25 protein-coding genes are annotated in these 23283 nt (G+C 35.1%); 18 read left to right on the top strand and 7 right to left on the bottom strand.

What is annotated here, in order from left to right:
- The first annotated feature begins 13 nt into the window (after positions 1 to 13).
- Genes CLV90_RS12540 through CLV90_RS12515 form a run of 6 tightly spaced genes read left to right on the top strand, consistent with a single transcriptional unit; the run spans position 14 to position 5493 of the window.
- Complete coding sequence (locus CLV90_RS12540; protein WP_133687809.1) at positions 14 to 499, top strand: GNAT family N-acetyltransferase; 486 nt, start codon at positions 14 to 16, stop codon at positions 497 to 499.
- Between the two features lie 2 nt (positions 500 to 501).
- The gene (prmC, locus tag CLV90_RS12535) at positions 502 to 1371 is read left to right on the top strand and encodes a peptide chain release factor N(5)-glutamine methyltransferase (RefSeq protein ID WP_133687808.1); all 870 of its coding nucleotides are present in this window, start codon (positions 502 to 504) and stop codon (positions 1369 to 1371) included.
- Entirely contained in the window at positions 1368 to 1949 is a 582-nt protein-coding gene (locus CLV90_RS12530) for an LOG family protein (protein WP_133687807.1), read from the top strand. The genes prmC and CLV90_RS12530 overlap by 4 nt, the downstream gene beginning before the upstream one ends.
- A 5-nt stretch (positions 1950 to 1954) precedes the next feature.
- Positions 1955 to 3946, top strand: coding sequence for an NAD-dependent DNA ligase LigA (ligA, locus tag CLV90_RS12525; protein WP_133687806.1), 1992 nt, complete (start codon positions 1955 to 1957; stop codon positions 3944 to 3946).
- A 6-nt stretch (positions 3947 to 3952) separates the two neighbouring features.
- Positions 3953 to 5191, top strand: coding sequence for a cation:proton antiporter (locus tag CLV90_RS12520; RefSeq protein ID WP_133687805.1), 1239 nt, complete (start codon positions 3953 to 3955; stop codon positions 5189 to 5191).
- A complete protein-coding gene (locus CLV90_RS12515) occupies positions 5188 to 5493 on the top strand; it encodes a hypothetical protein (protein ID WP_133687804.1) in 306 nt (101 codons plus the stop codon). The genes CLV90_RS12520 and CLV90_RS12515 overlap by 4 nt, the downstream gene beginning before the upstream one ends.
- An 8-nt stretch (positions 5494 to 5501) precedes the next feature.
- Here the strand turns inward: CLV90_RS12515 and CLV90_RS12510 are convergent, their stop codons facing one another.
- The 7 genes from CLV90_RS12510 to CLV90_RS12485 form a co-directional block, all read right to left on the bottom strand.
- Positions 5502 to 6401, bottom strand: coding sequence for a helix-turn-helix domain-containing protein (locus CLV90_RS12510; protein ID WP_166638577.1), 900 nt, complete (start codon positions 6399 to 6401; stop codon positions 5502 to 5504).
- Between the two features lie 467 nt (positions 6402 to 6868).
- Positions 6869 to 7483, bottom strand: a complete 615-nt coding sequence (locus tag CLV90_RS12505; protein WP_133687802.1) for a fumarylacetoacetate hydrolase family protein — start codon at positions 7481 to 7483, stop codon at positions 6869 to 6871.
- Positions 7484 to 7606: 123 nt separating this feature from the next.
- A complete protein-coding gene (locus tag CLV90_RS12500) occupies positions 7607 to 8857 on the bottom strand; it encodes a hypothetical protein (RefSeq protein WP_133687801.1) in 1251 nt (416 codons plus the stop codon).
- A gap of 102 nt (positions 8858 to 8959) precedes the next feature.
- A complete protein-coding gene (locus CLV90_RS19290; RefSeq protein ID WP_166638576.1) occupies positions 8960 to 9100 on the bottom strand; it encodes a hypothetical protein in 141 nt (46 codons plus the stop codon).
- A gap of 195 nt (positions 9101 to 9295) precedes the next feature.
- The gene (locus CLV90_RS12495) at positions 9296 to 9748 is read right to left on the bottom strand and encodes a GNAT family N-acetyltransferase (RefSeq protein WP_133687800.1); all 453 of its coding nucleotides are present in this window, start codon (positions 9746 to 9748) and stop codon (positions 9296 to 9298) included.
- Positions 9749 to 9762: 14 nt separating this feature from the next.
- A complete protein-coding gene (locus CLV90_RS12490) occupies positions 9763 to 10668 on the bottom strand; it encodes a bifunctional metallophosphatase/5'-nucleotidase (RefSeq protein ID WP_133687799.1) in 906 nt (301 codons plus the stop codon).
- Position 10669: 1 nt separating this feature from the next.
- The gene (locus CLV90_RS12485) at positions 10670 to 11455 is read right to left on the bottom strand and encodes a 5'-nucleotidase C-terminal domain-containing protein (RefSeq protein ID WP_133687798.1); all 786 of its coding nucleotides are present in this window, start codon (positions 11453 to 11455) and stop codon (positions 10670 to 10672) included.
- Positions 11456 to 11500: 45 nt separating this feature from the next.
- Here CLV90_RS12485 and CLV90_RS12480 point away from each other — a divergent pair, with 45 nt between their 5' ends.
- The 12 genes from CLV90_RS12480 (at position 11501) to CLV90_RS12425 (ending at position 23279) form a co-directional block, all read left to right on the top strand.
- Positions 11501 to 12034, top strand: coding sequence for a DUF6913 domain-containing protein (locus tag CLV90_RS12480; protein WP_133687797.1), 534 nt, complete (start codon positions 11501 to 11503; stop codon positions 12032 to 12034).
- Positions 12035 to 12036: 2 nt separating this feature from the next.
- Positions 12037 to 12927 (top strand): 4-hydroxy-tetrahydrodipicolinate synthase, encoded by an 891-nt coding sequence (dapA, locus tag CLV90_RS12475; protein ID WP_133687796.1) that lies wholly within the window; start codon positions 12037 to 12039, stop codon positions 12925 to 12927.
- Between the two features lie 119 nt (positions 12928 to 13046).
- Positions 13047 to 13874 (top strand): outer membrane protein assembly factor BamD, encoded by an 828-nt coding sequence (locus CLV90_RS12470; protein ID WP_243835412.1) that lies wholly within the window; start codon positions 13047 to 13049, stop codon positions 13872 to 13874.
- A gap of 17 nt (positions 13875 to 13891) precedes the next feature.
- Positions 13892 to 14218 carry a DNA-directed RNA polymerase subunit omega gene (locus CLV90_RS12465; protein WP_133687794.1) on the top strand — a complete coding sequence of 109 codons (327 nt, stop codon included), beginning with the start codon at positions 13892 to 13894 and terminating at the stop codon, positions 14216 to 14218.
- 5 nt (positions 14219 to 14223) lie between these two features.
- Positions 14224 to 15429 carry a bifunctional phosphopantothenoylcysteine decarboxylase/phosphopantothenate--cysteine ligase CoaBC gene (gene coaBC, locus CLV90_RS12460; protein WP_133687793.1) on the top strand — a complete coding sequence of 402 codons (1206 nt, stop codon included), beginning with the start codon at positions 14224 to 14226 and terminating at the stop codon, positions 15427 to 15429.
- Positions 15422 to 16315, top strand: coding sequence for a type IX secretion system protein PorD (gene porD, locus CLV90_RS12455; RefSeq protein WP_133687792.1), 894 nt, complete (start codon positions 15422 to 15424; stop codon positions 16313 to 16315). Before coaBC ends, porD begins: the two co-directional genes overlap by 8 nt.
- A gap of 55 nt (positions 16316 to 16370) precedes the next feature.
- Positions 16371 to 18032 (top strand): DNA repair protein RecN, encoded by a 1662-nt coding sequence (gene recN / locus CLV90_RS12450; protein WP_133687791.1) that lies wholly within the window; start codon positions 16371 to 16373, stop codon positions 18030 to 18032.
- 168 nt (positions 18033 to 18200) lie between these two features.
- The gene (locus CLV90_RS12445; RefSeq protein ID WP_133687790.1) at positions 18201 to 19007 is read left to right on the top strand and encodes an enoyl-ACP reductase FabI; all 807 of its coding nucleotides are present in this window, start codon (positions 18201 to 18203) and stop codon (positions 19005 to 19007) included.
- Positions 19008 to 19058: 51 nt separating this feature from the next.
- Positions 19059 to 20066, top strand: a complete 1008-nt coding sequence (locus CLV90_RS12440; protein ID WP_133687789.1) for a glycosyltransferase — start codon at positions 19059 to 19061, stop codon at positions 20064 to 20066.
- Positions 20066 to 21031, top strand: coding sequence for a CdaR family protein (locus CLV90_RS12435; protein ID WP_133687788.1), 966 nt, complete (start codon positions 20066 to 20068; stop codon positions 21029 to 21031). Before CLV90_RS12440 ends, CLV90_RS12435 begins: the two co-directional genes overlap by 1 nt.
- A complete protein-coding gene (coaE, locus tag CLV90_RS12430; RefSeq protein ID WP_133687787.1) occupies positions 21028 to 21612 on the top strand; it encodes a dephospho-CoA kinase in 585 nt (194 codons plus the stop codon). The genes CLV90_RS12435 and coaE overlap by 4 nt, the downstream gene beginning before the upstream one ends.
- An 83-nt stretch (positions 21613 to 21695) precedes the next feature.
- The gene (locus CLV90_RS12425) at positions 21696 to 23279 is read left to right on the top strand and encodes a sensor histidine kinase (protein WP_133687786.1); all 1584 of its coding nucleotides are present in this window, start codon (positions 21696 to 21698) and stop codon (positions 23277 to 23279) included.
- The last annotated feature ends 4 nt before the right edge of the window (positions 23280 to 23283 follow it).

The following is a 23283-nucleotide window of genomic DNA, read 5'->3' as shown; positions in this document are numbered from 1 at the left end:
TTGTATTGTTCCCATGGAAAATGTCATTATTCGCGAAATTAGAAAAGAAGATAACCCGCAAGTAGCCAAAGTTATACGACAAGTATTGGCAGACATGGGTGTGCCAAAAGTAGGCACAGCTTATGAGGATCCTTCATTAGATAGCATGTTTAAGCATTATGAGAAACCTAAGGCGACTTATTTTGTAGCCGAAGTTAATGGTTCTATTTTAGGTTGTGCGGGTGTAGCGCAGCTAGACAATTATGACGGTAATGTTTGTGAGCTTCAGAAAATGTACTTTTTAGAAGAGGCGAGAGGTAAGGGTTTAGGTCACAAAATAATTACAGTTTGTTTAGAGCGTGCCAAAGAATATGGTTTCACGGCTTGTTATTTAGAGACTATGCCAAATATGGAGGCTGCTCAGAAATTATACAAGAAAATGGGCTTTGAATATATAGATGCCAGAATGGGCGATACAGGTCATTATTCTTGTCCGGTGTTCATGCTAAAAACATTTTAAAGGTGCTGCTTAAAGAAATCAAGAATATTTTTCATTTAGAATTAGATGCTATTTATGGTAAGGAAGAAGTAGATAGCTTTTTCTATTTACTTATTGAGCACTATTTTAATTTAGAACGTTTTGTATTAGCAATTCAGCCAAATCTGGTTATTGATAAAGAACAAGAGACTGTTATATTCCAAGCCTTATCTGAATTAAAACTAGAGAAGCCTATTCAGCATATTATAGGCACGGCATATTTTATGGACCTAGATTTTATGGTCAATAAGCATGTATTAATACCAAGACCAGAAACCGAAGAGTTGGTTCGTTGGATTTTAGATGATTTTAAAACTGCAGCAAAAGCGCTGACCATTTTAGATATGGGTACAGGTAGCGGTTGTATTCCAATTTCTTTGGATAAAAACCTAACGCATACAAAAGTATTCGGACTAGATATTTCTACGGATGCTTTAAAAGTAGCTGAGGAAAATAACGGATTGCTTGGTGCTGGTGTCAAGTTTTTACAGGCAGATATGCTGTCTTTGAATACGGAAACCTCAGCAAAGGAATTAAACCAGAAATTTGATATTATTATTTCTAATCCGCCATATGTGCGAGAATTAGAAAAAGCAGAAATGCATAATAATGTCATAGACCATGAACCTAGTTTAGCACTTTTTGTACCAGACGAAGACCCATTAAAATTTTATACCGCAGTGGTTAAATTTGCAGCAGAACATTTGAATGAAAATGGTTGTCTGTATTTAGAGATCAATCAGTATTTGGGCGAAGAAACTAAGCAATTATTGTTAGACTCTAATTTTAAGACTATTGAATTAAGAAAAGATATGTTTGGCAATGACCGCATGATAAAAGGAATAAGAAAATGAAAAGTATAGTAGTGTTTTGCGGTAGTAGTGAAGGTGTCAATTCTGAATATGGTTCGAAGGCGTATGAATTGGGAGAGACATTCGCAAAGAAAACTATTCAGCTCGTGTATGGCGGAGCCAAAATTGGCATCATGGGTAAAGTAGCTGAAGGAGTTTTAAACAACGGCGGAAAGGTAGTAGGTGTTATTCCTGTATTCTTAAGAAAGAAAGAAGTAGTTCATGAAGGGTTAACAGAATTAATCGTTACCCAAAATATGCATGAACGTAAATTGAAGATGCATGACCTATCTGACGGCATACTAATGCTACCTGGCGGATTCGGAACACTAGAAGAATTTTTTGAAATGTTGACCTGGTCGCAATTGGGGCTACATCAATATCCGATAGGAATATTAAATACAAACGGATTTTACGATTCTCTTTTAAAGATGATGCATGACATGGTCAGCGAAGGATTTGTAAAACAAGAACATATAAATACTATTTTGGTAGCTGATGATATAGACACATTGCTAGAGAAAATGGAAAAATACATTCCGTTACTAACACCAAAATGGATTAATAAAGAGCAGCTTTAGGGAATATGAAAGCAAAAATAGAAGCACTAAGAAAAGAATTACGCGAGCACAATCACAATTACTACGTGTTGGATAATCCGACCATTTCTGATTATGATTTCGATATGAAGTTGAAGGAATTACAGGAGCTGGAAGCAAAGCATCCAGAATTCTATGATGCCAGTTCGCCGTCCTTACGTGTGGGTGGCATGATCACCAAGAATTTTGCAACTGTAGTTCATGAACACAGAATGTATTCCTTAGATAATTCGTACTCCAAAGAAGATTTAGAAGATTGGGAAAAACGAATTCAGCGTAACCTTGGTGATGTGCCTGTAGCGTTTACGTGCGAGTTAAAGTACGATGGTGCATCTATCAGCATAACCTATGAAAAAGGTAAGCTGGTAAAAGCAGTTACGCGTGGCGACGGAATTCAAGGAGATGATGTTACCAATAATATCAAAACCATTAAATCAGTACCGTTACAACTAAAGGGAGATTATCCAGAGAAGTTCGATATACGAGGAGAGATAGTATTACCATTCGAGGGGTTCCTAAAAATGAACGAAGAACGAGTGGCAAATGGTGAAGACCCCTACATGAATCCAAGAAATACGGCATCAGGTAGTTTAAAACTGCAGGATAGTAGTGCTGTTGCTGAAAGACCGTTGGAGTGTTTGCTATACAGTATTGTTGGTAGAAACCTGAATATAGACTCTCAGTATCATATGTTAGAGAAAGCTCGTGAATGGGGTTTTAAAGTGCCAACAGTAGCAAAGCTTTGCCAGACCACAGATGAAGTTATGGCATTTGTAGAGGAGTGGGACGTAAAACGCCATGAATTGCCTTATGAGACGGACGGAGTAGTAATCAAAGTAAATAGTCTTCAGAATCAAGAAGAATTAGGTTTTACCTCTAAAGCTCCAAGATGGGCAATGGCATATAAATTTAAAGCGGAGCAAGTTTCTACTACGCTTAATGAAATTACATATCAAGTTGGGCGCACAGGTGCTATCACTCCCGTGGCAAATTTAGAACCAGTATTACTGGCAGGTACAACTGTAAAAAGAGCATCGTTGCATAATGCAGACCAGATAGCAAAATTAGATATTCGTGTTGGTGATACGGTATTTGTAGAAAAGGGAGGAGAGATCATTCCGAAGATAATAGCGGTAGATTTAACTAAAAGACCTGTGGATTCGGTTCCCACGGAGTATATTCATCAATGTCCGGAATGTGGAACAGAGTTGACCCGTTCAGAAGGTGATGCCAAACATTACTGTCCGAACGAATATGGTTGTCCGCCACAAATAACTGGTCGTATTCAACATTTCATTTCTAGAAAGGCAATGGATATTGAAGGCTTAGGTGGTGAGACGGTAGAATTGCTGTTTAAAGAAGGTTTAATAGACGATTATGCCGATTTGTATAAACTCACCAAAGAAGATGTATTGCCTTTGGAGCGAATGGCTGAGAAGTCCGCCGAGAATCTGGTAAAAGGAGTATCCGAATCCGTACAAGTACCTTTCGAGCGTGTACTATTTGCTTTAGGTATTCGTTTTGTAGGGGAGACTGTAGCAAAGAAATTGGCAAAGGCATATAAAAATATAGATGCCTTGAGAGAAGCTACCCTAGAGCATTTGACTTCGGTTGATGAAATAGGTGAGCGTATAGCGCAAAGTGTTATAGACTTTTTTGCTAACGAAAAGAATATAGATGCCATAGAAAGATTACGTACCTGCGGCGTACAATTAGCAATATCTGCCGAGAAGTTGGAAAACCAGACCGATATGTTGGCGGGTAAAACCTTTGTAGTATCAGGTGTGTTTGAGATTCTAAGTAGAGATGAGCTTAAAAAGAAAATCGAAGATAATGGCGGTAAGGTAGGATCGTCTATATCATCAAAAACTAGTTTCTTGATAGCAGGTGATAAAATGGGACCAAGCAAGCGTACCAAGGCAGAGAAGCTAGAAATACCAATTATTAGTGAGCAAGATTTTATAAATATGATAGCATAAACAACTATGGACATTTTTACAATTATTTCAGTATTAGTATTTCTATCGGCAATATTCGGCTATATAAATGCGCGTTTTCTAAAGCTACCAAACAGTATCGGCTTAATGCTGATTACAATTCTATTTACCTTGGCGGTTTTCTTAATAGGTTATATTGATGACACCTTAATTAATGCAGAACGTTATATAATTACCCAAATAGATTTTAAATCTGTATTGTTGGATATTATGTTGAGTTTTCTGTTGTTTGCAGGTGCACTTCACACCAATTTTGAACAATTAAAAGTACAACGCTGGCCTATATTGGTATTTTCTACCTTGGGTGTATTGGTGTCGACCTTTTTAGTAGGTACAAGCATGTATTATTTGTTACAAGTTATAGGGATGGAAGTTTCTTTTATCTATTGTCTACTGTTCGGGTCATTGATTTCACCTACAGACCCTATTGCCGTATTAGGTATATTAAAGAAAGCAGGGGCGCCAAAGAAACTAGAAACTAAAATTGTAGGTGAATCTTTGTTTAATGACGGAGTAGGAGTGGTTGTTTTCTTAACCATTTTTCAACTGGCATCGGCAACTGACGTAGCGGTTAGTCCGTTAGACATCTTAGAACTTTTTGGTGTTGAGGTCATTGGTGGGTTGGCATTAGGTCTAGCCTTAGGTTGGGGAACATGGAAGCTTATGAAATCTATAGATGATTATGATATAGAAGTAATCATCACCTTGGCTACGGTAATGGTTGGTACCTTAATTGCCCAAAAGTTTCATTTATCAGCTCCTTTGGCGATGGTAGCTGCAGGTTTAGTTGTGGGTAATGATACGGTGCGTGACTCTGCCATGTCAGAAACTACAGAGACCTATGTAGATAAATTTTGGGAGCTTTTAGATATTCTTTTGAATACGCTTTTATTTGTTTTAATTGGGATGGAAATGCTCGTATTATCCTTTAAAACAGAATACGTAATTGCCGGATTGCTGGCAATTCCTTTAGTATTGATTTGTCGTTATTTGTCGTTATTAATTCCCATTAAATTTTTTGAAAAGAAATTGGATTTTGTACCGAAAACTAATTTGGTAATGACGTGGGGCGGATTGCGTGGCGGTATATCTATAGCACTGGCATTAGGCTTATCTGATGAGATGCATAGAGATGCATTTTTAGTAATTACATATATAGTTGTGGTATTCTCTATTATAGGGCAGGGATTAACGGTAGAGAAGCTTATTAAAAGAGTTGTAAAATGATACCAAAGACTTACCTAGAATTTGAAAAGAGCTTAGAGTTGTCTCAAGTACCAGAAGAATGGTCAGAAGGACTAAAATCGATATGGTATGATGCCAAGGGCAATTGGGAAGCTTCTCATAACATAGCACAGGATATGCATAATACTTTAGGTAGTTGGTTACATGCCTATTTGCATAGAAAGGAAGGCGACCGCTTTAATGCAGGTTATTGGTATCGTTTGGCGAAAAAAGAATATCCCACAATTTCCTTAGACGAAGAGCTTAGGGTAATTGTGGAATATATTATACAAGATAAAGCCTAGACTTTATATTACCTCAATTGATATAGATTGTAACTAGTAGATGTCAATCTCTCAAAAGTCTTCTCGAAATCACTTTTGCTATTGAATCCGCATGCAGAAATAAGAGCGTTTAGATTATTCGATTCTAAATATCCCGAATCTAATAGCTGCTTTGCTTTTTCTACTCTAATTTTGTTTCTATAAGAAGTAAAACTGATGCCTTTCGTCTGATAGAAAAAATAGGCGGCATGATATGGCGGCACTTGTAAAATATCTGCACATGCTTTTAGATTAAAATCTTGTTGCAGAAAAGCTCCTTGTTCTTCAATTAAGATTAGTGAGTTATTCAGCTCTTGGTTATTTAATCCGTACATCTTTTCTGTAGATGTTGTATTATTTGAAATCGGTGATGATACCAATAATTGATTTTTTGGAAATCCGTAGAGTATAGAAGGAAAATACAAGGGAGCAATGCTAATCACCAATAATACTAATAATAATATAAGGTTCATGCTTAGCAAACTAGAGTTGTTTATTTGTAAAGTGTTCAATCCTAATAGCCGTTCTACTCCAAGGAATAAGGTGATGAAACCCATTGTGCATAATGCTGAATAAAACAAGAGCAGCCATCTATTAAGAACAACCTTTAGTTTGTCGTTTGGGTTTATAGTCAAAAATCGCTTTAACAACGGTAATAAAGAAAACAGATATACTACTTGCCATAAATGCCTCAAGCTATAATGTTCATTTAAATTAAGTAAACCATATTGAGCATTGAACCGCTCTTTGGGGAAAGCAATAGCATTTTCTACAATTTCACTATAATAGGTTGCCGGTTTAGAAAATACTAAAGTAACATCTATAACACTCATCATAAATGGAACGAAAAGTAAAAGGTATTGCCATTTCCATGTTAATTTATCGTCCATAACCGTCTTAAAATAGAAGTATACAGGCACGGTTATGATGCTATAGAGTAGTAAAGGCCAAAAATAGAACCATTTAAATTGCGTTAATAAACCTTCTGTAATAATATAAGTTTGTAGGGAGTATATAGAATAAATAAAATAAAAGAAAGCAAGAAAATACTGAGGTAGCTTATTTACATTTTTCTTTAGAAGTAGTAAGACGGTTAAGAAAAATCCGAAGATTGCAACTAACAGGAAAACAAAGTTCATTCAACTATTTTGTATAATATATAATAAAGCGTACGAAATTACAATATAAAAAGTACGAAAATAGAAATGCAAGATGAATTTATAAAAGCTGGTAATCTATAGTGGGTAGGTGTTTTAAGAGGAATACTTAAGAACTGTGAGTGAAATGAAACTATATTTTTAGCAAAAAACCGGACGCCTTATGGGTGTCCGGTTCAATATAAAAATTATTAAAAAGTTTATATCATTTTAAAATTTAACAATAACTCTCCTTCAATGGAAGCTTGTAAGTGATCACCCTTAAATGTTTGACCTGCACCAACTGCAGGTGTACCGGTAAAAATCATGTCCCCAGGGTTCAAGGTCATAAATGTAGATACAAAGCTGATAATTTCTGCAAAGTTATAAATGATATAACCAGTATTACCAACCTGTTTCTTTTCACCGTTGATTACCAAATCAAAATTAATATTATCTAATTCAGGAAAGTCAGATACTGGTTTAAAACCTGCAATAGGTGAAGCACCATCGAAACCTTTCGCCAAAGCCCAGGGACCTTTCTTCTCTCTACTTGCAGTAAGAACATCTTTAGCGGTATAGTCAATACCTATACCTATTTCAGAGATATAAGAGTTTGCATCTGCAATACTAACATCTTTAGCTGTTTTACCAATTTTCACAACCAATTCAACTTCATAAATTAATTCATTGGTGATAACAGGAAACGCTACATCTTTACTATCTGTGACAAGTGTAGAATCTGGTTTGGTAAAAATGAGCTGTACGTCATTTTTTAACCCGTCAATTTCAGATTTATCTACTACGTAATTCTTGCCAATACCTATTATTTTCATGATTGTGGTGTTAGTGTATTATTTATGCGGTAAAATTAAACATTATACCAAGCATAGAATTGTGTTTTGGTAGAAATCACATTAATACTATTTTTTGTTTGAAGAGTTGACGGCTTAGCATATTTACTTCAGCTCTTCAATCGGAGTGTTCGCTTTTGAATTCGAAATTAAAATAGCATAATCGATAAACTCTGTGGTAGATTTTCTTTTGACTGCTTCACCATTAGATGGTTCATCTTGCGTAACAACCTCTATTAAATCTGGCATTCCGTCGCTATACGGTGTGTCGGTAGCATTTAAGCGGAATAAAGTCATGTCAGAAAATTTAGACTTTTTTAGGTGCTCAATGCCGAGAAAATATTCTTTTTCATAATCCCCAATTCCGAATCCGCCCTCGGTGGTAAAAGATTGATATGTTCCGTTGTCATCATACAAATGGTCCCAAAGTACACGGCTATCTGTAAAATAGCCAATAACCGAAATTACCTTATTTCTTGGATAAAAATTATTTTCAATTAGTCTGGTGAAAAATGATGGATTATTACCCTCTCTCTGTTTCTCTAAATGGAAGAAACCAAACCTTAAAAATTGAGGTTTTTGTTTGAAGTTGTAAATGGAGTCGAGGTGCACATAATTATTGAATATAACCTCTTCACGATTTACATCGGGATTAAATGAATACTTTAAGTCTTGAATAATATGATTAAAGGCAAATTTATCAATAACGGACTTTGAGAACAACGCAGTATTTGCCTCATAAGATTCTACAAATGCCTTCATAATACTTTTAGAATAACTATCGTAGTATGGCGAATAATCTGTGGTATCTAAAGCAACCATCTGTTCTAGTTGCTGCACTGCATTATCCTGAATTTTATCAGAGTTTAAAAGTTCTAAAAGGTGTCTGGCCGTGTATTTATAAGTCACTACCTGATCAATACCCACGACGGAGAATCTATTTTTTCTAGGTAATTTATCGTTGAGGTCTTTAATGCCTTTCCACTTTTCATAAGTTTCAATACTTCGCTCTTGTGGTACTCTAGCACCATAATTAATTACTAAATCTTTTAGTAATAAAGTGTCACCAGTTTGTAGGTATGTATTAAAATAATGACCAAGACTAAAATCTGTTTCAGGTAAGTAATACTGAATAGCATCAACTTTAGTTAGCGAAGTAAGAAGAGCGTGTTCTACAGCCTCAGTTTTTACACTGCCATGGTAAGCACCAAAACCGATGATGTTGAAGTCTTTTTGAGGGAAATCAAAATTTGGCCCCGTCATATCAAATCGATTATTTTCTAAGTAATCAACTTTTGATTGGGAGTAGGAGTGAAGTGATAACAACGTAAATAAAACTGTAAATAATCTTTTCATGGTTTGGTTTTTACTAGAGATAACCAAACCATGAAAATGTTACAGTAACCCGTTCAGAAGATTTCCTTCTTATGTTATTTACAGCATTATGTATTGATAGAATTAGTAAAGGGTCCCCATAACTTGAGTTTTCTTTTCAAAAAACATCTCCTTGCCATTTTTCAATTCATTTGGCTTTTCTAAAGCATTCAATTTAATGTTGTTTTTGATAGAATATTTTTCCTGTAAAATGTCTACTTGCATAATATTGAGTTTAGATGAGTATCTAAGATAAAAATTAATCATTTGAAAATCATTTATTTACGTGTGAATAGTATCGTATTAGCTAAGAAATGCGAATATGATTTTTTTGAGTAGGATTAATTATTGAGCTCTCTTTTTAGAGGTGCTTTTTTTGAGAATCCTAATTAGAAGATTGATTGATGTTTAATTAGTATTTCAATTTAACACCTTCCTAAAGCATACACTATTCGCCATATGTTCGTACAGTGGGTAATTATCAATCACTGTATAATTATTCTTTTTATAAAGTGCAATGGCTTCTGGTTGTCGTAATCCGGTTTCTAGAACAGTGTAGGAGTAGTTCAGTTCTTTTGCCCATTCTTCTAAAACAACTAGCGCTTTTGAGGCAATACCCTTACCACGAAAATGGGGTTGAACGTACATTCGTTTAATCTCAACGGAATCTTTGTCGAATTCTTTGAAAGCACCGCAAGCAACAAGGGTTTCATCCGAATAAAAGACAACACAGTTTTTCAGTGTATCAATACCATTAAACTGTGAATAAAAAGCATTTTCATCACCATCTCGTAGTGCTTTATCAGCATCAAGTAAGGCTACTAATTCTTTGAAGTTTTGGTTATCGCTAGAACAACGTTTGTAGTAAAGCATAAGAGGTCTATTTTTTAGACTTTAATAGTGTAGCCATTTGCGTTAACAGTGCTGTTGTCAAAATAAAAATCAATTCTACCGAGGTTTACTCCAAAACATCCTACTTGATTTACCAATACATCACGCTCAGCAGCATTAGTAACAATGGTGGGTTTATCTAAAAATGTATGGGTGTGACCGCCAATGATCAAATCGGTGTACTTAGTTCTTTTGGCAAGTTTTAAATCATCGGGTTTTTCAGTGCTATATTCATATCCTAAGTGAGAAAGGCAAATGACCAAATCGCACTTTTCCTCTTCCTTAAGTTTGGTCTCCATATCGGTTGCCAGTTCATAAGGGTCTAGAAATTCAGTTTCTTTATAGAGTTGTTTTGTAACCAGTCCGTCCAACTTAATTCCTAATCCGTAGACACCAACTTTAATTCCGTCTTTCTCATAAATCTTATAGGGCTGTGTTAATCCGTCTAAAACCGTATTAGAGAAATCGTAATTGGCACTAATAAAATTAAATTTAGCGTAGGGCATTTGAGCTAATAATCCGTCAATACCATTATCAAAATCATGATTACCAATAGTGGTCGCATCGTAATTAAGCATGCTCATTAGTTTAAATTCTAATTCACCACCATAAAAATTGAAGTAGGGGGTACCTTGAAAAATATCTCCAGCATCAAAAAGTAAAGTATGTGGATTCTCTTTTCTAATACTATCTACCAAACCTGCTCTACGTGCTAACCCGCCCAACCCAGGAAAATCTGCATGATCGTTAGGGAAAGCATCAACATGACTATGCACATCATTGGTATGTAAAATGGTAATGTGTTTCTTTTTAGATACGTTGCACGAGTTTAGACTCAAACCACCAAGGGTTAAAAGACTAGAGGATGCGGCAGTATTTCTTATAAATTTTCTTCTTTCCATTTTACTGTAATTGATAGTATCTTAAATCAACTTTTGGGGCAAGGGTATCCACTTTAGAAAAGAAATCTATCATGGCATTTCGTATTTTATAATCGGTTTCTGTCTTAGAAAGTGCTTCTTTGAAAAAGCTCATATTATCGCCACCAGTTACTAGGTAGTCAGAAGTAGCAACATAATAAGACTTGTTTTTGTCTACAGGTTTCCCGTTAATTGTAAAAGTATTGACCGTGTTATCTTTATTTAGAATAAGCTGTATGCCGGCAACAGGGTGCGCTCTTTTAGATTGTATGAGGTACTCGACCATCTTTAATAATGCATCGCCTTTAAGTTCAACGACGACCACAGAATTTTCGAAAGGCATCACTTCGTATGCAGTTCTTGAAGTAACATTACCCTTAGAGATAATAGAACGAATACCGCCATGGTTCAATAAAACCAAATCAATTGTTTGTCCAGTTCGCTTATGGAATATTGGGTTGGTTTCGCTTAATACAATATCTGCCATTAAATTACCCGCTGTTGTATTGAATTTGCCATCGGTTTTAGTGATTACAAAAGGTGCATATGCCAAAGTACTGTCTAAAATACTTTCAACGCGATCATGATAAGGCAGAATAAATTTTTGAATACTATCAACTGATGTAAAACTTGTATCGATAGGTATTTGCTTGCCAGTCAGTTCTTTTAGTTGCTCAGGGTTGTTTTTGCAAGATGCTAAACTGAGCAATGTTAAAAATATAACAAAATGTTTTATTTTTAAAATACCAAAGTGTTTTAACTTCGCCATATAGTTGCAGGGATATTATTTACATTTGTCTAAATGTAAAAATACATGTTTTTAAAAGGAATTAAGGACAAGTTTAAACGGAAATCTGGCCGTAAGATATTAAAACAGTTGGTGGCAACACCAGTTGCTGTAACGCGTGAGGGTAAGGGAATACGTTCTGTAGGTTGTATTGTGGATCTAGATAAGTTTGAGAAAACTGAATTGTTTTTTCAGTTTCAAGAGGAGCTATCGTTGCATCCCAATGCGGTTAAAATTATTGGATATAAACGTTTTTATGATAAAAACTCACCATATGCCACTCCTGTTTTTTCAGATAAGGATTTGGGATGGAACGGTGAAATAGAAAACAGTTATGCCCTTGAGTTTTTAGGACGAGAATATGACCTTTTAGTTAATTATTATAATGAGGATAGCCTACTGTTGAATTTAATGTCGATGAAGGCAAAAGCTCGTTTAAGAGTCGGGTTTAAAGAAGTGGGTCCGACTTACAATGATTTAATGTTAGATACGCCGCTAAAGGACTTTCAAATATTTAAAAAAGAATTGAAAAAGTACTTGGGCATTTTTAAAGAAATTTAATTATGAGAGATTTAAGGGGAGCAGGAGTAGCGTTAATTACGCCTTTTAAAGAAGATGGATCAGTAGATGTAGAGGCTCTTAGAAAAATTGTAGCTTTTAATATTGAAGGCAATATAGATTACTTGGTGGTATTAGGTACTACTGCAGAATCTGTAACACTTTCAAAAGCAGAAAAACAATTGGTTATGCGCACTGTTGAAGAGGCGAATCAAGGAGCTTTACCATTGGTTATAGGTATTGGTGGTAATAATACCATGGCTTTGGTAGAAGAACTGAAATCGGCTGACTTATCTGCTTACGATGCCATTTTATCTGTTTCTCCATATTACAACAGACCTACACAAGAAGGTATTTATCAGCACTTCGCAGCGCTTTCTAAAGCGTCGCCTTTACCAATCATTTTATATAATGTACCTGGTCGTACGGGTAGTAATATGTTACCGGAAACCGTAGTACGCCTAGCAAAGAAATTTGATAATATAGTGGCAGTAAAAGAGGCTTGTGGTGATATGACACAGGTACAAGAACTAATATCAAAAAGACCAGAAGGATTTTTAGTGCTTTCTGGGGATGATATTACAGCATTACCAACTATAGTTGCGGGTGGTGATGGAGTAATTTCTGTAATCGGTCAAGGTTTGCCAGAAGAGTTTTCTAAAATGGTGCATGAAGGATTAGATGGTAATACCGAAGTAGCTTACAGTTATCATTATAGAATGCAAGATGGCATGAAGTTGATTTTCGAAGAAGGAAACCCAGCAGGTATCAAAGTTATATTTGAATACTTAGGTCTTGCAAAGCCTTTTGTAAGATTACCATTAATTACTGCGAGTGATGCCTTAAAGCATAGAATTGTTTCATTTATGGAATCTATGATACGCATACCAGCATAAATATTCGTTAAATCTTCACTTAGTAGGACATTCGTGTGCTGTAAAGCCTGTATTTTTATTGGTTTAAAATGTTTTTTAAATCCATTGATAATCACTAATTTTGCAAAATGTTTTTTAAAATGAGGAGAGTTTTTCCATTACTATTGATTGCCATAGCCTTACAATCATGTAGCGAGTACCAAAAAGTACTGAAGCACGATGACGTAAAAGCTAAATACGATTTGGCAGAAACTTACTACGAAGCGGGTGATTTTAAAAGAGCGAATAGATTGCTTGAGCAAATTGCACCTAAATATGTAGGTAAACCTCAAGGTGAGCGTGTTATGTTCTTTTTGTCTAATAGTTACTTTAAGCGAGAAGATTACAACATGGCCGGTTATCAATTCGAGCGTTTTGTAAAATCATATCCTAAAAGTGATAAGGCTATTGAGGCAAATTTCTTAGGTGCAAAAAGTTTCTATGAATTATCGCCAGAATATTCTTTAGACCAAACAGATACAGATAAAGCACTATTGAAATTACAGAATTTCATTAACACCAACCCTGATTCAGAATACTTCGCAGAAGCTAATGCAATGGCTCAGGAGTTAACTACCAAAAAGGAAGAAAAAGCTTTTGAAATTGTAAAGCAGTATAATAAACTTGGTCGTTTCAATTATGATATGCTAAAATCTGCCGTAGCGGCAAGTGATAATTTTGTTTCCGATAATCCTGGTTCTCCTTTTAGAGAAGAAGCGATGTATATTAAGGTTGATGCCTTAACACATATGGCGGTAAATAGTTTCGAACAGGTAAAAGAAGAGCGTTTGAAAAATGCTAAAACTGCTCATGTTGCCTTGAAAAAGCAATTTCCAGATTCTAAATTCGACAAGCAGGCAACAGATTTAATTGAGAAAATTGATAAAGAATTACAACGTATGCAAGCGCAAAACGTTGAATCAAAATAAATAATGTAATTATGAATATGAACGATTTAAAAAACTCTAAAGCAGCTGTGTCAACGGTAACTATTGACCGTAATGAGTTCGATGCACCTACTGAAAATATCTATGAGGCAATTTCAATAGCTTCTAAACGTGCTATTCAGATCAATTCTGAAATTAAGAAAGAACTTTTAGAGAAATTAGAAGAGTTTGCTACTTATAGCGATAGTTTAGAAGAAGTTTTTGAAAACAAAGAGCAGATAGAAGTTTCTAAGTTTTATGAAAAATTACCTAAGCCACACGCTATGGCAGTAGAAGAGTGGTTGATGGATAAGATCTACCATAGAAATACAGAAAAAGACGCTTAAGAATTATGTTGAACGGCAAAAATATTCTTTTAGGAATTACCGGAGGAATTGCCGCTTACAAAACTACATTCTTAGTTCGTTTATTTATAAAAGCTGGCGCTAACGTTAAGGTCATACTTACCGATAGTGCCAGCTTTTTCGTTTCCCCACTAACCCTGGCTACTTTGGCTAAAAACCCTGTAGTACTTGATTTTGTTAAGACAGAAGAGAATACTGTGGATTGGAACAATCATGTAGAAATGGGACTATGGGCAGACTTAATGGTCATTGCGCCGGCTACAGCGAATACCATGTCTAAAATGGCAAAAGGTAATTGCGACAATATTTTAATGGCTACCTATTTATCGGCTAAATGTCCTGTTTTCATCGCTCCCGCAATGGATCTTGATATGTACAAGCACCCAAGTACCAAAAGTTCTTTAGATGCCCTTGCATCTTTTGGTAATATGATAATTCCGGCAACAAGTGGCGAACTTGCTAGTGGTTTACATGGCGAGGGTAGAATGGCAGAACCTGAAGATATTGTAAGCTTTATAAAAAAGCAGTTATTTGATGGATTACCGTTATCAGGTAAAAAAGTGTTGATTACTGCAGGGCCGACATATGAAGCAATTGACCCTGTACGTTTTATTGGTAATCACTCCTCTGGGTTAATGGGTTTTGAACTTGCCAAAACAGCGGCCGGTCTTGGAGCTGAAGTCTATTTGGTTACCGGACCCACACATTTGTCCGTCATTCATGATAATATACACGTTGTCAATGTAGTTTCTGCAGACGACATGTATCATAGCGCCCAAATGTATTACGATACTTCAGATATTGTCATTTGTGCAGCAGCAGTTGCAGATTATCGACCTAAAACTGTAGCGGAACAAAAGATTAAAAAATCCGAAGAAAACTTTACTATTGAATTGGTAAAGAATAAAGATATTTTGAAGACTTTCGGTGATCATAAAAAAAATCAATTTCTGGTAGGTTTTGCATTAGAGACCGAAAATGAAGTTGAGAACGCAAAAGGTAAGTTAAAACGTAAAAACTTAGATGCCATAGTATTAAATTCAATGCGAGATAAAGGTGCTGGCTTTGGCGGTGTTACCAATAAAATTTCATTTATAGATACCAATTCTAACATTACTACGTTTGAACTAAAGACCAAGGCAGAAGTTGCTGTGGATATCTTTAATGAAATTATTAAAAGACAGTATGCGTAAGGCTATATTTCTATTACTTTTTACCTTTTTTAGCTTAGTATCACATGCGCAAGAACTAACCTGTACGATTACGGTAAATTCCGATCAATTATCACGAGGTGAGCAGCAGGTATTTAAGACTTTAGAGCGTTCATTAAATGATTTCATTAATAAAACAAAATGGACAAACCGTGTCTACAAAGAGAATGAACGGGTAAATGCCCAAATGTTTATTACCATTACCTCTTTCGAATCAAATAATTTTAGTGGTAATATTCAAATACAATCTTCTAGACCAGTTTACAATACTTCTTACTCATCTCCGGTTTTTAATTATAAAGACAATGCGTTCAATTTTCAATATATTGAATTTCAACCTTTAATTTTTAATGAAAACCAGTTCGAATCTAATCTCGTAAGCGTTATGGCTTACTATGTATATATTATGTTAGGCTTAGATGCCGATACTTTTTCTTTAGAAGGCGGAACAGATTTTTATAGAAAGGCACAGAATATTGTAACCCAAGCCCAAGGAAGTAACTCTGCAGGATGGAGCCAGTCTTCCGACTCTAACAGAAGTAGATTTGAGCTGGTAGATAATCTTTTATCGAATACCTATAGAGAGTATCGAATAGCAATGTATAACTATCATAGAAAAGGTCTTGATATTTTGCCAGATAATAATAGTACGGGCAAGCAAGTTATTGCGGGTACCATGAATCTGTTTCAAACAATGATCAATAGAAGACCAAATGCTTTTTTGATTTCTACATTCTTTGATGCAAAATCTGAAGAAATAAAAAATATTTTTTCTGACGGACCAAAAATAGATATTATAAAGCTGAAAGAAACATTAAATAAAATTGCTCCTTTATACGCTTCTACTTGGAACGATATTAAATATTGAACCATTTTACAAAACGGAATTATAGATTACCTTTGTGAATCTAAAATTCTAACGCGTGCTTTCAACCCTTTCCATTTCTAATTACGCATTAATTAATCGTCTAGAAGTAGACTTCGATAAAGGTTTCACGGTTATTACCGGTGAAACAGGTGCTGGTAAATCTATTTTACTTGGTGGTTTATCACTAGTGCTTGGTAAACGGGCAGACTTAACATCTTTACGTGTTAAGGATGAAAAATGTATTATAGAAGGTACATTTAAAATAGATACCTACGGACTCCAAAAATTCTTTGAAGAACATGATTTGGACTATGAAGATAGTACGGTTATTAGACGCGAGATTCTGCCAAGTGGCAAATCAAGAGCTTTTGTAAACGATACTCCCGTTACTTTAGGAGTGTTATCTTCATTGGGAGAAAATCTTATAGATATTCATTCTCAGCATCAGACCATGCAGCTTACCGAAAACGACTTTCAGTTGAAATTAGTCGATGCATTGGCTAATAACCAAAAGCGATTAAGCGAATTTAGAAAAGATTTAAAGACGTATCGCAAAGCAGAGAAAGAACTTCAGAGCTTAATCGATATACAAAGTACTGCAAATAAAGAGCAAGATTATAATACCTTCTTATTAGAAGAATTAGAGAAAGCCCCTTTAAAAGCAGGTATTATAGAAGAATTAGAAGAAGAGTATGAGCAGCTGAACAATGTAGAATTGATTATGGAGCAATTGTCTAAAGGCGATCAATTGTTCAATGATGAGCAAATTGGAGTTTTACCTTTGGTGACAGAAATGCGTCAGTCACTTTCTAAATTGGTCGATTTTGGATCGAATTATAAAGATTTGTTTGAGCGTGTAAAATCTGTACTTATAGAATTAGATGATGTAAGTTCAGAATTGCAACGCTTACAAGAAGGTGTAGAAGCGAACCCTGATCAGCTTGAACAAGTTAACAACAAATTGCAGTTACTATATAATTTATTAAAAAAGCATAATGTTGGCGATATAGCTGAGCTAATTATCATAAAGAACGACCTCGCCGATAAGGTTTTTGAAACTGCCAATTTAGATAATAAAATTGCGACAAAAACTAAAGAGATTCAAGAGTTAGAAGTTGTTTTAGAAGCTCAAGCGGTAGTGTTGAGCGAAAAACGAAATTCCGTTATTCCTCAGTTAAAGAAAAAATTAGAATCCGACTTAGGGCTTTTGGGTATGCCTAGTGCATCGTTTGAGATAAAACTGAATGCTTCAGAGACATTTATGTCAACCGGTAAAGATGAGCTTTCATTTCTGTTTACGGCCAATAGAGGTGGTAGCTATGGCGAATTAAAAAAGGTAGCATCTGGTGGGGAATTATCAAGAATAATGTTGGTGATCAAAGCGATATTGGCTAAGTATGAAAAGCTGCCGACCATTATGTTCGATGAGATAGATACAGGGGTGTCTGGCGAAATATCTAACCGAATGGCAGATATTATGAAAGACATGAGTGCCGATCTTCAGGTGTTTTCTATTACACACTTACCACAAGTAGCATCAAAAGGAAATCATCATTTTAAAGTTTTTAAGACCGAAGGTAAGGAGCGTACCATGACGAACTTAAAGCAATTGACCAATGATGAGAGGGTTGTAGAGTTGGCTCATATGCTAAGCGGTAAAGATTTGTCAGATTCTGCTTTGGCACATGCAAAAGAGCTTTTAAATGCTGCATTATAATCATAAAAGAAAATACTTGTAGATAGTAAAATATTGCTTTTTGCATTTTGATGTTCGAACACTTTAAGCAAGACGATTGTTTTAGGGTTTTTAACGTGATACATCAATTCTCTTTTAACATATTTTAGATATCTTTGAATATTAAATCTAACTATAGAAGCAACCATCATGGGATATAACTTATTAAAAGGAAAAAGGGGAATTATTTTTGGAGCATTAGACGCGAATTCTATTGCATGGAAAACGGCACAAACGGTACACGCAGAAGGTGGTACTTTTGTATTGACAAATGCCCCGATTGCCATGAGAATGGGACAGATTGATGAACTGGCTAAAGAAACAGGTTCACAAATTATACCAGCAGATGCAACAAGTGTGGAAGATTTGGATAATTTAGTAGCAAAGGCAGTTGAAATTTTAGGAGGAAAAATTGATTTTGTATTGCATTCAATCGGTATGTCGGTTAACGTACGTAAAGGACGTGCTTACACAGATGAAAAATATGATTTCACAGCAAAAGGATGGGATGTTTCAGCTCTTTCTTTTCATAAAGTATTACAATCACTTTACAAGGCAGATGCTATGAATGAATGGGGTAGTGTTGTAGCATTGACCTATATGGCGGCACAAAGAACATTCCCAGATTATAACGATATGGCAGATAACAAAGCATATTTAGAATCAGTTGCCCGTAGCTTTGGGTACTTCTTTGGTAAAGAGAAAAAAGTACGTGTAAACACGATTTCTCAATCGCCGACTGCAACTACTGCAGGACAAGGAGTAAAAGGATTTGATGGCTTTATAAGCTATGCAGAAAAAATGTCTCCGTTAGGGAATGCAACTGCGCAAGACTGTGCAGATTATACCATAACACTATTCTCTGACCTTACAAGAAAAGTGACCATGCAGAACTTATTTCATGATGGTGGTTTCTCTAACACAGGGGTTAGTCAAGAAGTAATAGAAAAGTTTTAATATAGATTTAGTTTTCCAATTTTGTTGGAGCCTATTCAAAGGAGAGGAATAATGAACTTATCGTTTTCTTTTATAATTCCCGTGTACAATAGACCCAACGAAATTAAAGAATTGTTGGATAGTCTACGCTTACAAACTTATGACAAAACTTTTGAGGTGGTGATCGTCGAAGACGGCTCTACCATTTCATCAGAAGAAGTCATAGGTGAGTATGTAGACGTTCTGGCAATTTCATATTATAAAAAACCTAATTCTGGTCCTGGTGATTCTCGTAATTACGGTATGAGCAGGGCAAAAGGCAATTACTTTATCGTATTAGATTCTGATTGTATACTGCCTCCTCAATATCTTGTGGAAGCAGAAAAGAGTTTGCAAGAAGATTTTGTGCATTGCTATGGCGGTCCAGATGCTGCACACGAATCTTTTTCTACAGTTCAAAAAGCCATCAATTATGCAATGACCTCTTTTTTAACCACAGGCGGAATTCGTGGTGGTAAAAAGGCAGTAGATAAATTTCAGCCCAGAAGTTTTAATATGGGTATTTCTAAAGAAGCATTTAAAAACGTAGGCGGATACGGAAATATTCACCCTGGTGAAGATCCAGATTTAACCATTCGTATTTGGAACAAGGGCTATAGAACAAAATTGATTTCTGAAGCTTTTGTATATCATAAAAGACGAATAGACTGGAACAAATTTTATATTCAAGTCAACAAATTTGGTATGGTACGCCCAATTTTAAATAAGTGGCATCCAGAAACAAAGAAGATTACCTATTGGTTTCCGACAGTATTCTGTTTAGTATTATTGTTTTCAGTCGTATTTGGGTTGGCGGGTTATATGTTTCCGATTTATGTCTATGCTATATATTTTTTGCTGTTGTTTGTAGACGCCCTTCGAAAAACTGGTAATTTAAAAGTAGCCTTTTTATCTTTAATGGCAACTGCGATACAATTTTTCGGTTATGGGTACGGATTTCTAAAATCAACCTTGTATATTAATTTTTCAAGTAAAAAACCAGAGGAAATTTTTCCAAAATTATTTTTTAGAGTGAATTGATGGAACGGCTAATAGAATGGATACGGACAGGATTGAAGAAAAGAAAGGTAAAAGTCTTTCTTATGTTCTTGTTATGTGCGTCTCTTGCATGGCTTATAAATAAACTATCTCTTACCTATACCAATAACACGACCTTTAAAGTGGAATACATAAATATTCCGAAAAAGTTTTTATTGGCGAATACTCCTAAAGATGAGATACAAGTGCGCTTAAAAGCGGCAGGCTTCCAGTTTTTAGGCTATGAATTTAACCCCAAGCATATTCAATTAGACGTAAGTAAGGTAATGCATAAAGATGACAGTTATTATCTAACGGCTGATCAAATAAGAATTCAACTAGAAGCCCAGTTGAATAATTATAGCACACTGACCGATTTTGAAAGTGACGCCATATATTTTGACTTTACATCATTAGATACAAAGAAAGTAGCGGTAAGGGCTGTCTTAGATCTTACTTTTGCTGCAAATCATATTCTTGAAGGAGATATAAAAATTAGTCCAGATTCTATTCAAATTTCAGGACCTAAAAGTCAAATCGATACCATTTCGGTGCTTAAAACTGCAGTTATTACTAAGAGCGAATTAAATAATTCTTTTACAGATGAAATCGCACTTCAATTACCTAAACATTTGAATGGCACTACCTTTTCAAAGGACATGGTAACTATTTCAGGCGAAGTAGTTAAGTTTTCAGAAAAAGTAATCGAGGTACCAATCACCGTAATTAATTTACCGGCAAATGTAAAAGTTCGTACGTTTCCAGAAATTGTTGACGTACGCTGTCAAGGTACTTTAGAACATTTAAAAGAATTGGAGAGTACAGATTTCTTAGTTGAAGCAGATTATGAAAAGGTAACGAAAGAAACAGATAATAGGCTCTCGATACAATTGATCAGTTATCCGAGTACGTTGAATAATGCGATCATCACCACAAATGAAGTTGAATTTATATTGCGAAGAGAATGATGATAGTAGGTTTAACGGGTGGGATCGGTAGTGGTAAATCTACTGTGGCAACGATGTTTAAAGAACTAGATGTGCCCGTATATAACTCAGACGACCGAGCTAAGTATTTAATGAATACATCTATTGAAATCAAAAAAAAGCTAATTGCTTTATTAAGCGATGAAGCATATGAAAATGGTCAGTTAAATAGACCGTTTATAGCTAAAAAAGTATTTAATGATTCTGAATTATTAGCAAATCTTAATGGTATTGTGCATCCTGTAGTTAGACAAGACTTTCTTGCCTGGGTAAAAGAACAAGATTCTTGCTATGTAATTCAAGAAACTGCTTTGTTGTTCGAGAACAATTCTCAAAATTTTTATGATAGAATTATCGTAGTAACAGCTCCTAAAGAACTACGTATATCTCGTGTTTTAGATCGCGATAATTCAACTAGAGAACAGGTAATGGCGAGAATGAATAATCAACTTGATGATGAGATAAAAATTAAAACAAGCAATTTCGTAATCGAAAATATTGATTTAGAAAGAACTAGCTCAATTGTTCTTCAAGTACATGCTTCTATCTTAACTGATTGCTAGTTATTTGGCAATTTTAACATTTTTGTTAAGGTTAGGTTAAACGTACTATCGTCTAACTGTTAAATCTTTAATTTTAACACCCAATGAACAAAAAGTTATTTGTGCTCTTAATAGTTTTAATGAGCCTTTCTCTTATTGGTCTGATTTTCGTTCAAAGTTTCTGGATTAGTAAATCTATAGATAGCGGAGAAGAGCAATTTTCTAGCAGTGTATCTGAAGCCTTGAACAGCGTCACCAATAAGATTACAGAAAGAGAGTCTAAAAATTATTTCGACAGGTATTTACATGCGAAGGATAGTGCAGGAGGAGAGTTAAAAGGTACTCAGCTTACAAACTTTTTCTTTATTGATAAGGATGTCAATTCTAATGAAATTTTACTGTACGAACACGGTATTTTAGAAGAGGATTATGGTATTTCTTCTACGTTCTTTGATAGTAGTGATGGTGCAGATACCACCATCATTAAAAGTTATACCAGTAAAAGAACGACATCTATTTTTAGAAAAGATTTCGATTTAGAAGGCAATACTCCAAGATTGAATCCTATACAACGATTTGAAAAAATTGGTGGGATTACTAAAATGGAAAAAGCCGCCATGGAAGATGTGTTTATGGTTTATGCCAAGCGTGTGCCTATTCATAAACGTGTTTCTAAACAGGAAATAGAGCTGTTATTGCAACGCGAGTTAGAGAATAGAGGTGTTGATATCGCTTTTGAATATGGTGTTTATAGTAATGGTCTACCAACCAAAGTGAAATCGCCAAAATTTAAATATGCAGAGGCGAATATCTATAAATCTCCTATGTTCGTTGATTATGAAGGGGTTTCAAATTTCGATTTGTTAATTTCCTTTCCGAAGAAAAAACGATTTTTAGTAGAGTCTATTTTAGGTTTGGCACTACTTTCATTGTTGTTCACAATTATTATTGTAGTAGCCTATGCGGGTGCAATTTATCAGTTAATTCGACAAAAACAGATTTCTGAAATAAAAACGGATTTCATAAATAATATGACGCATGAGTTTAAAACACCCATTGCAACTATAAATTTAGCTGTTGAAGCAATTCGGAATCCGAAGATAATCAATGACCATGAAAAGGTTTTGAGGTATTTGCAGATGATTCGAGATGAGAATAAAAGAATGCATGCTCAGGTAGAAAATGTATTGCGTATATCGAAACTTGAAAAAAATCAGCTTGATATAAGTAAGGATAGGGTTAATGTTCACGACATTATAGAAGATGCCATTACACATGTTCAATTGATCGTTGATGATAGAGGTGGGTATATTCACACACATTTAAATGCAGAACGATATGAAATTTTGGCCAATGAGATGCATTTTACCAATGTCATCGTAAATACGCTGGATAATGCAATAAAATACTCAGAAGAAGCACCTAAAATAGATGTGTTTACAGAAAGAGCTAAAAATTATATCATTATAAAAGTGCAAGATCAAGGTTCTGGTATGAGTAAAGCTGTTCTAAAGAAGGTGTTTGAAAAATTCTATAGAGAACATACCGGAGATTTACATAACGTTAAAGGGCATGGATTAGGGTTGTCATACGTTAAAAAAATAGTGGAAGACCACCAAGGCGAAGTTTATGCCGAGAGTGAAAAAGGAAAAGGAAGTACATTTTACATTAAACTGCCGTTAATATAAAAAA

Source organism: Maribacter spongiicola (genome assembly GCF_004364165.1).
In the GTDB taxonomy this organism is placed as follows: domain Bacteria; phylum Bacteroidota; class Bacteroidia; order Flavobacteriales; family Flavobacteriaceae; genus Maribacter; species Maribacter spongiicola.
Note: the sequence above shows the minus strand (reverse complement) of the source record. Positions and strands in the feature narration are given on the sequence as shown.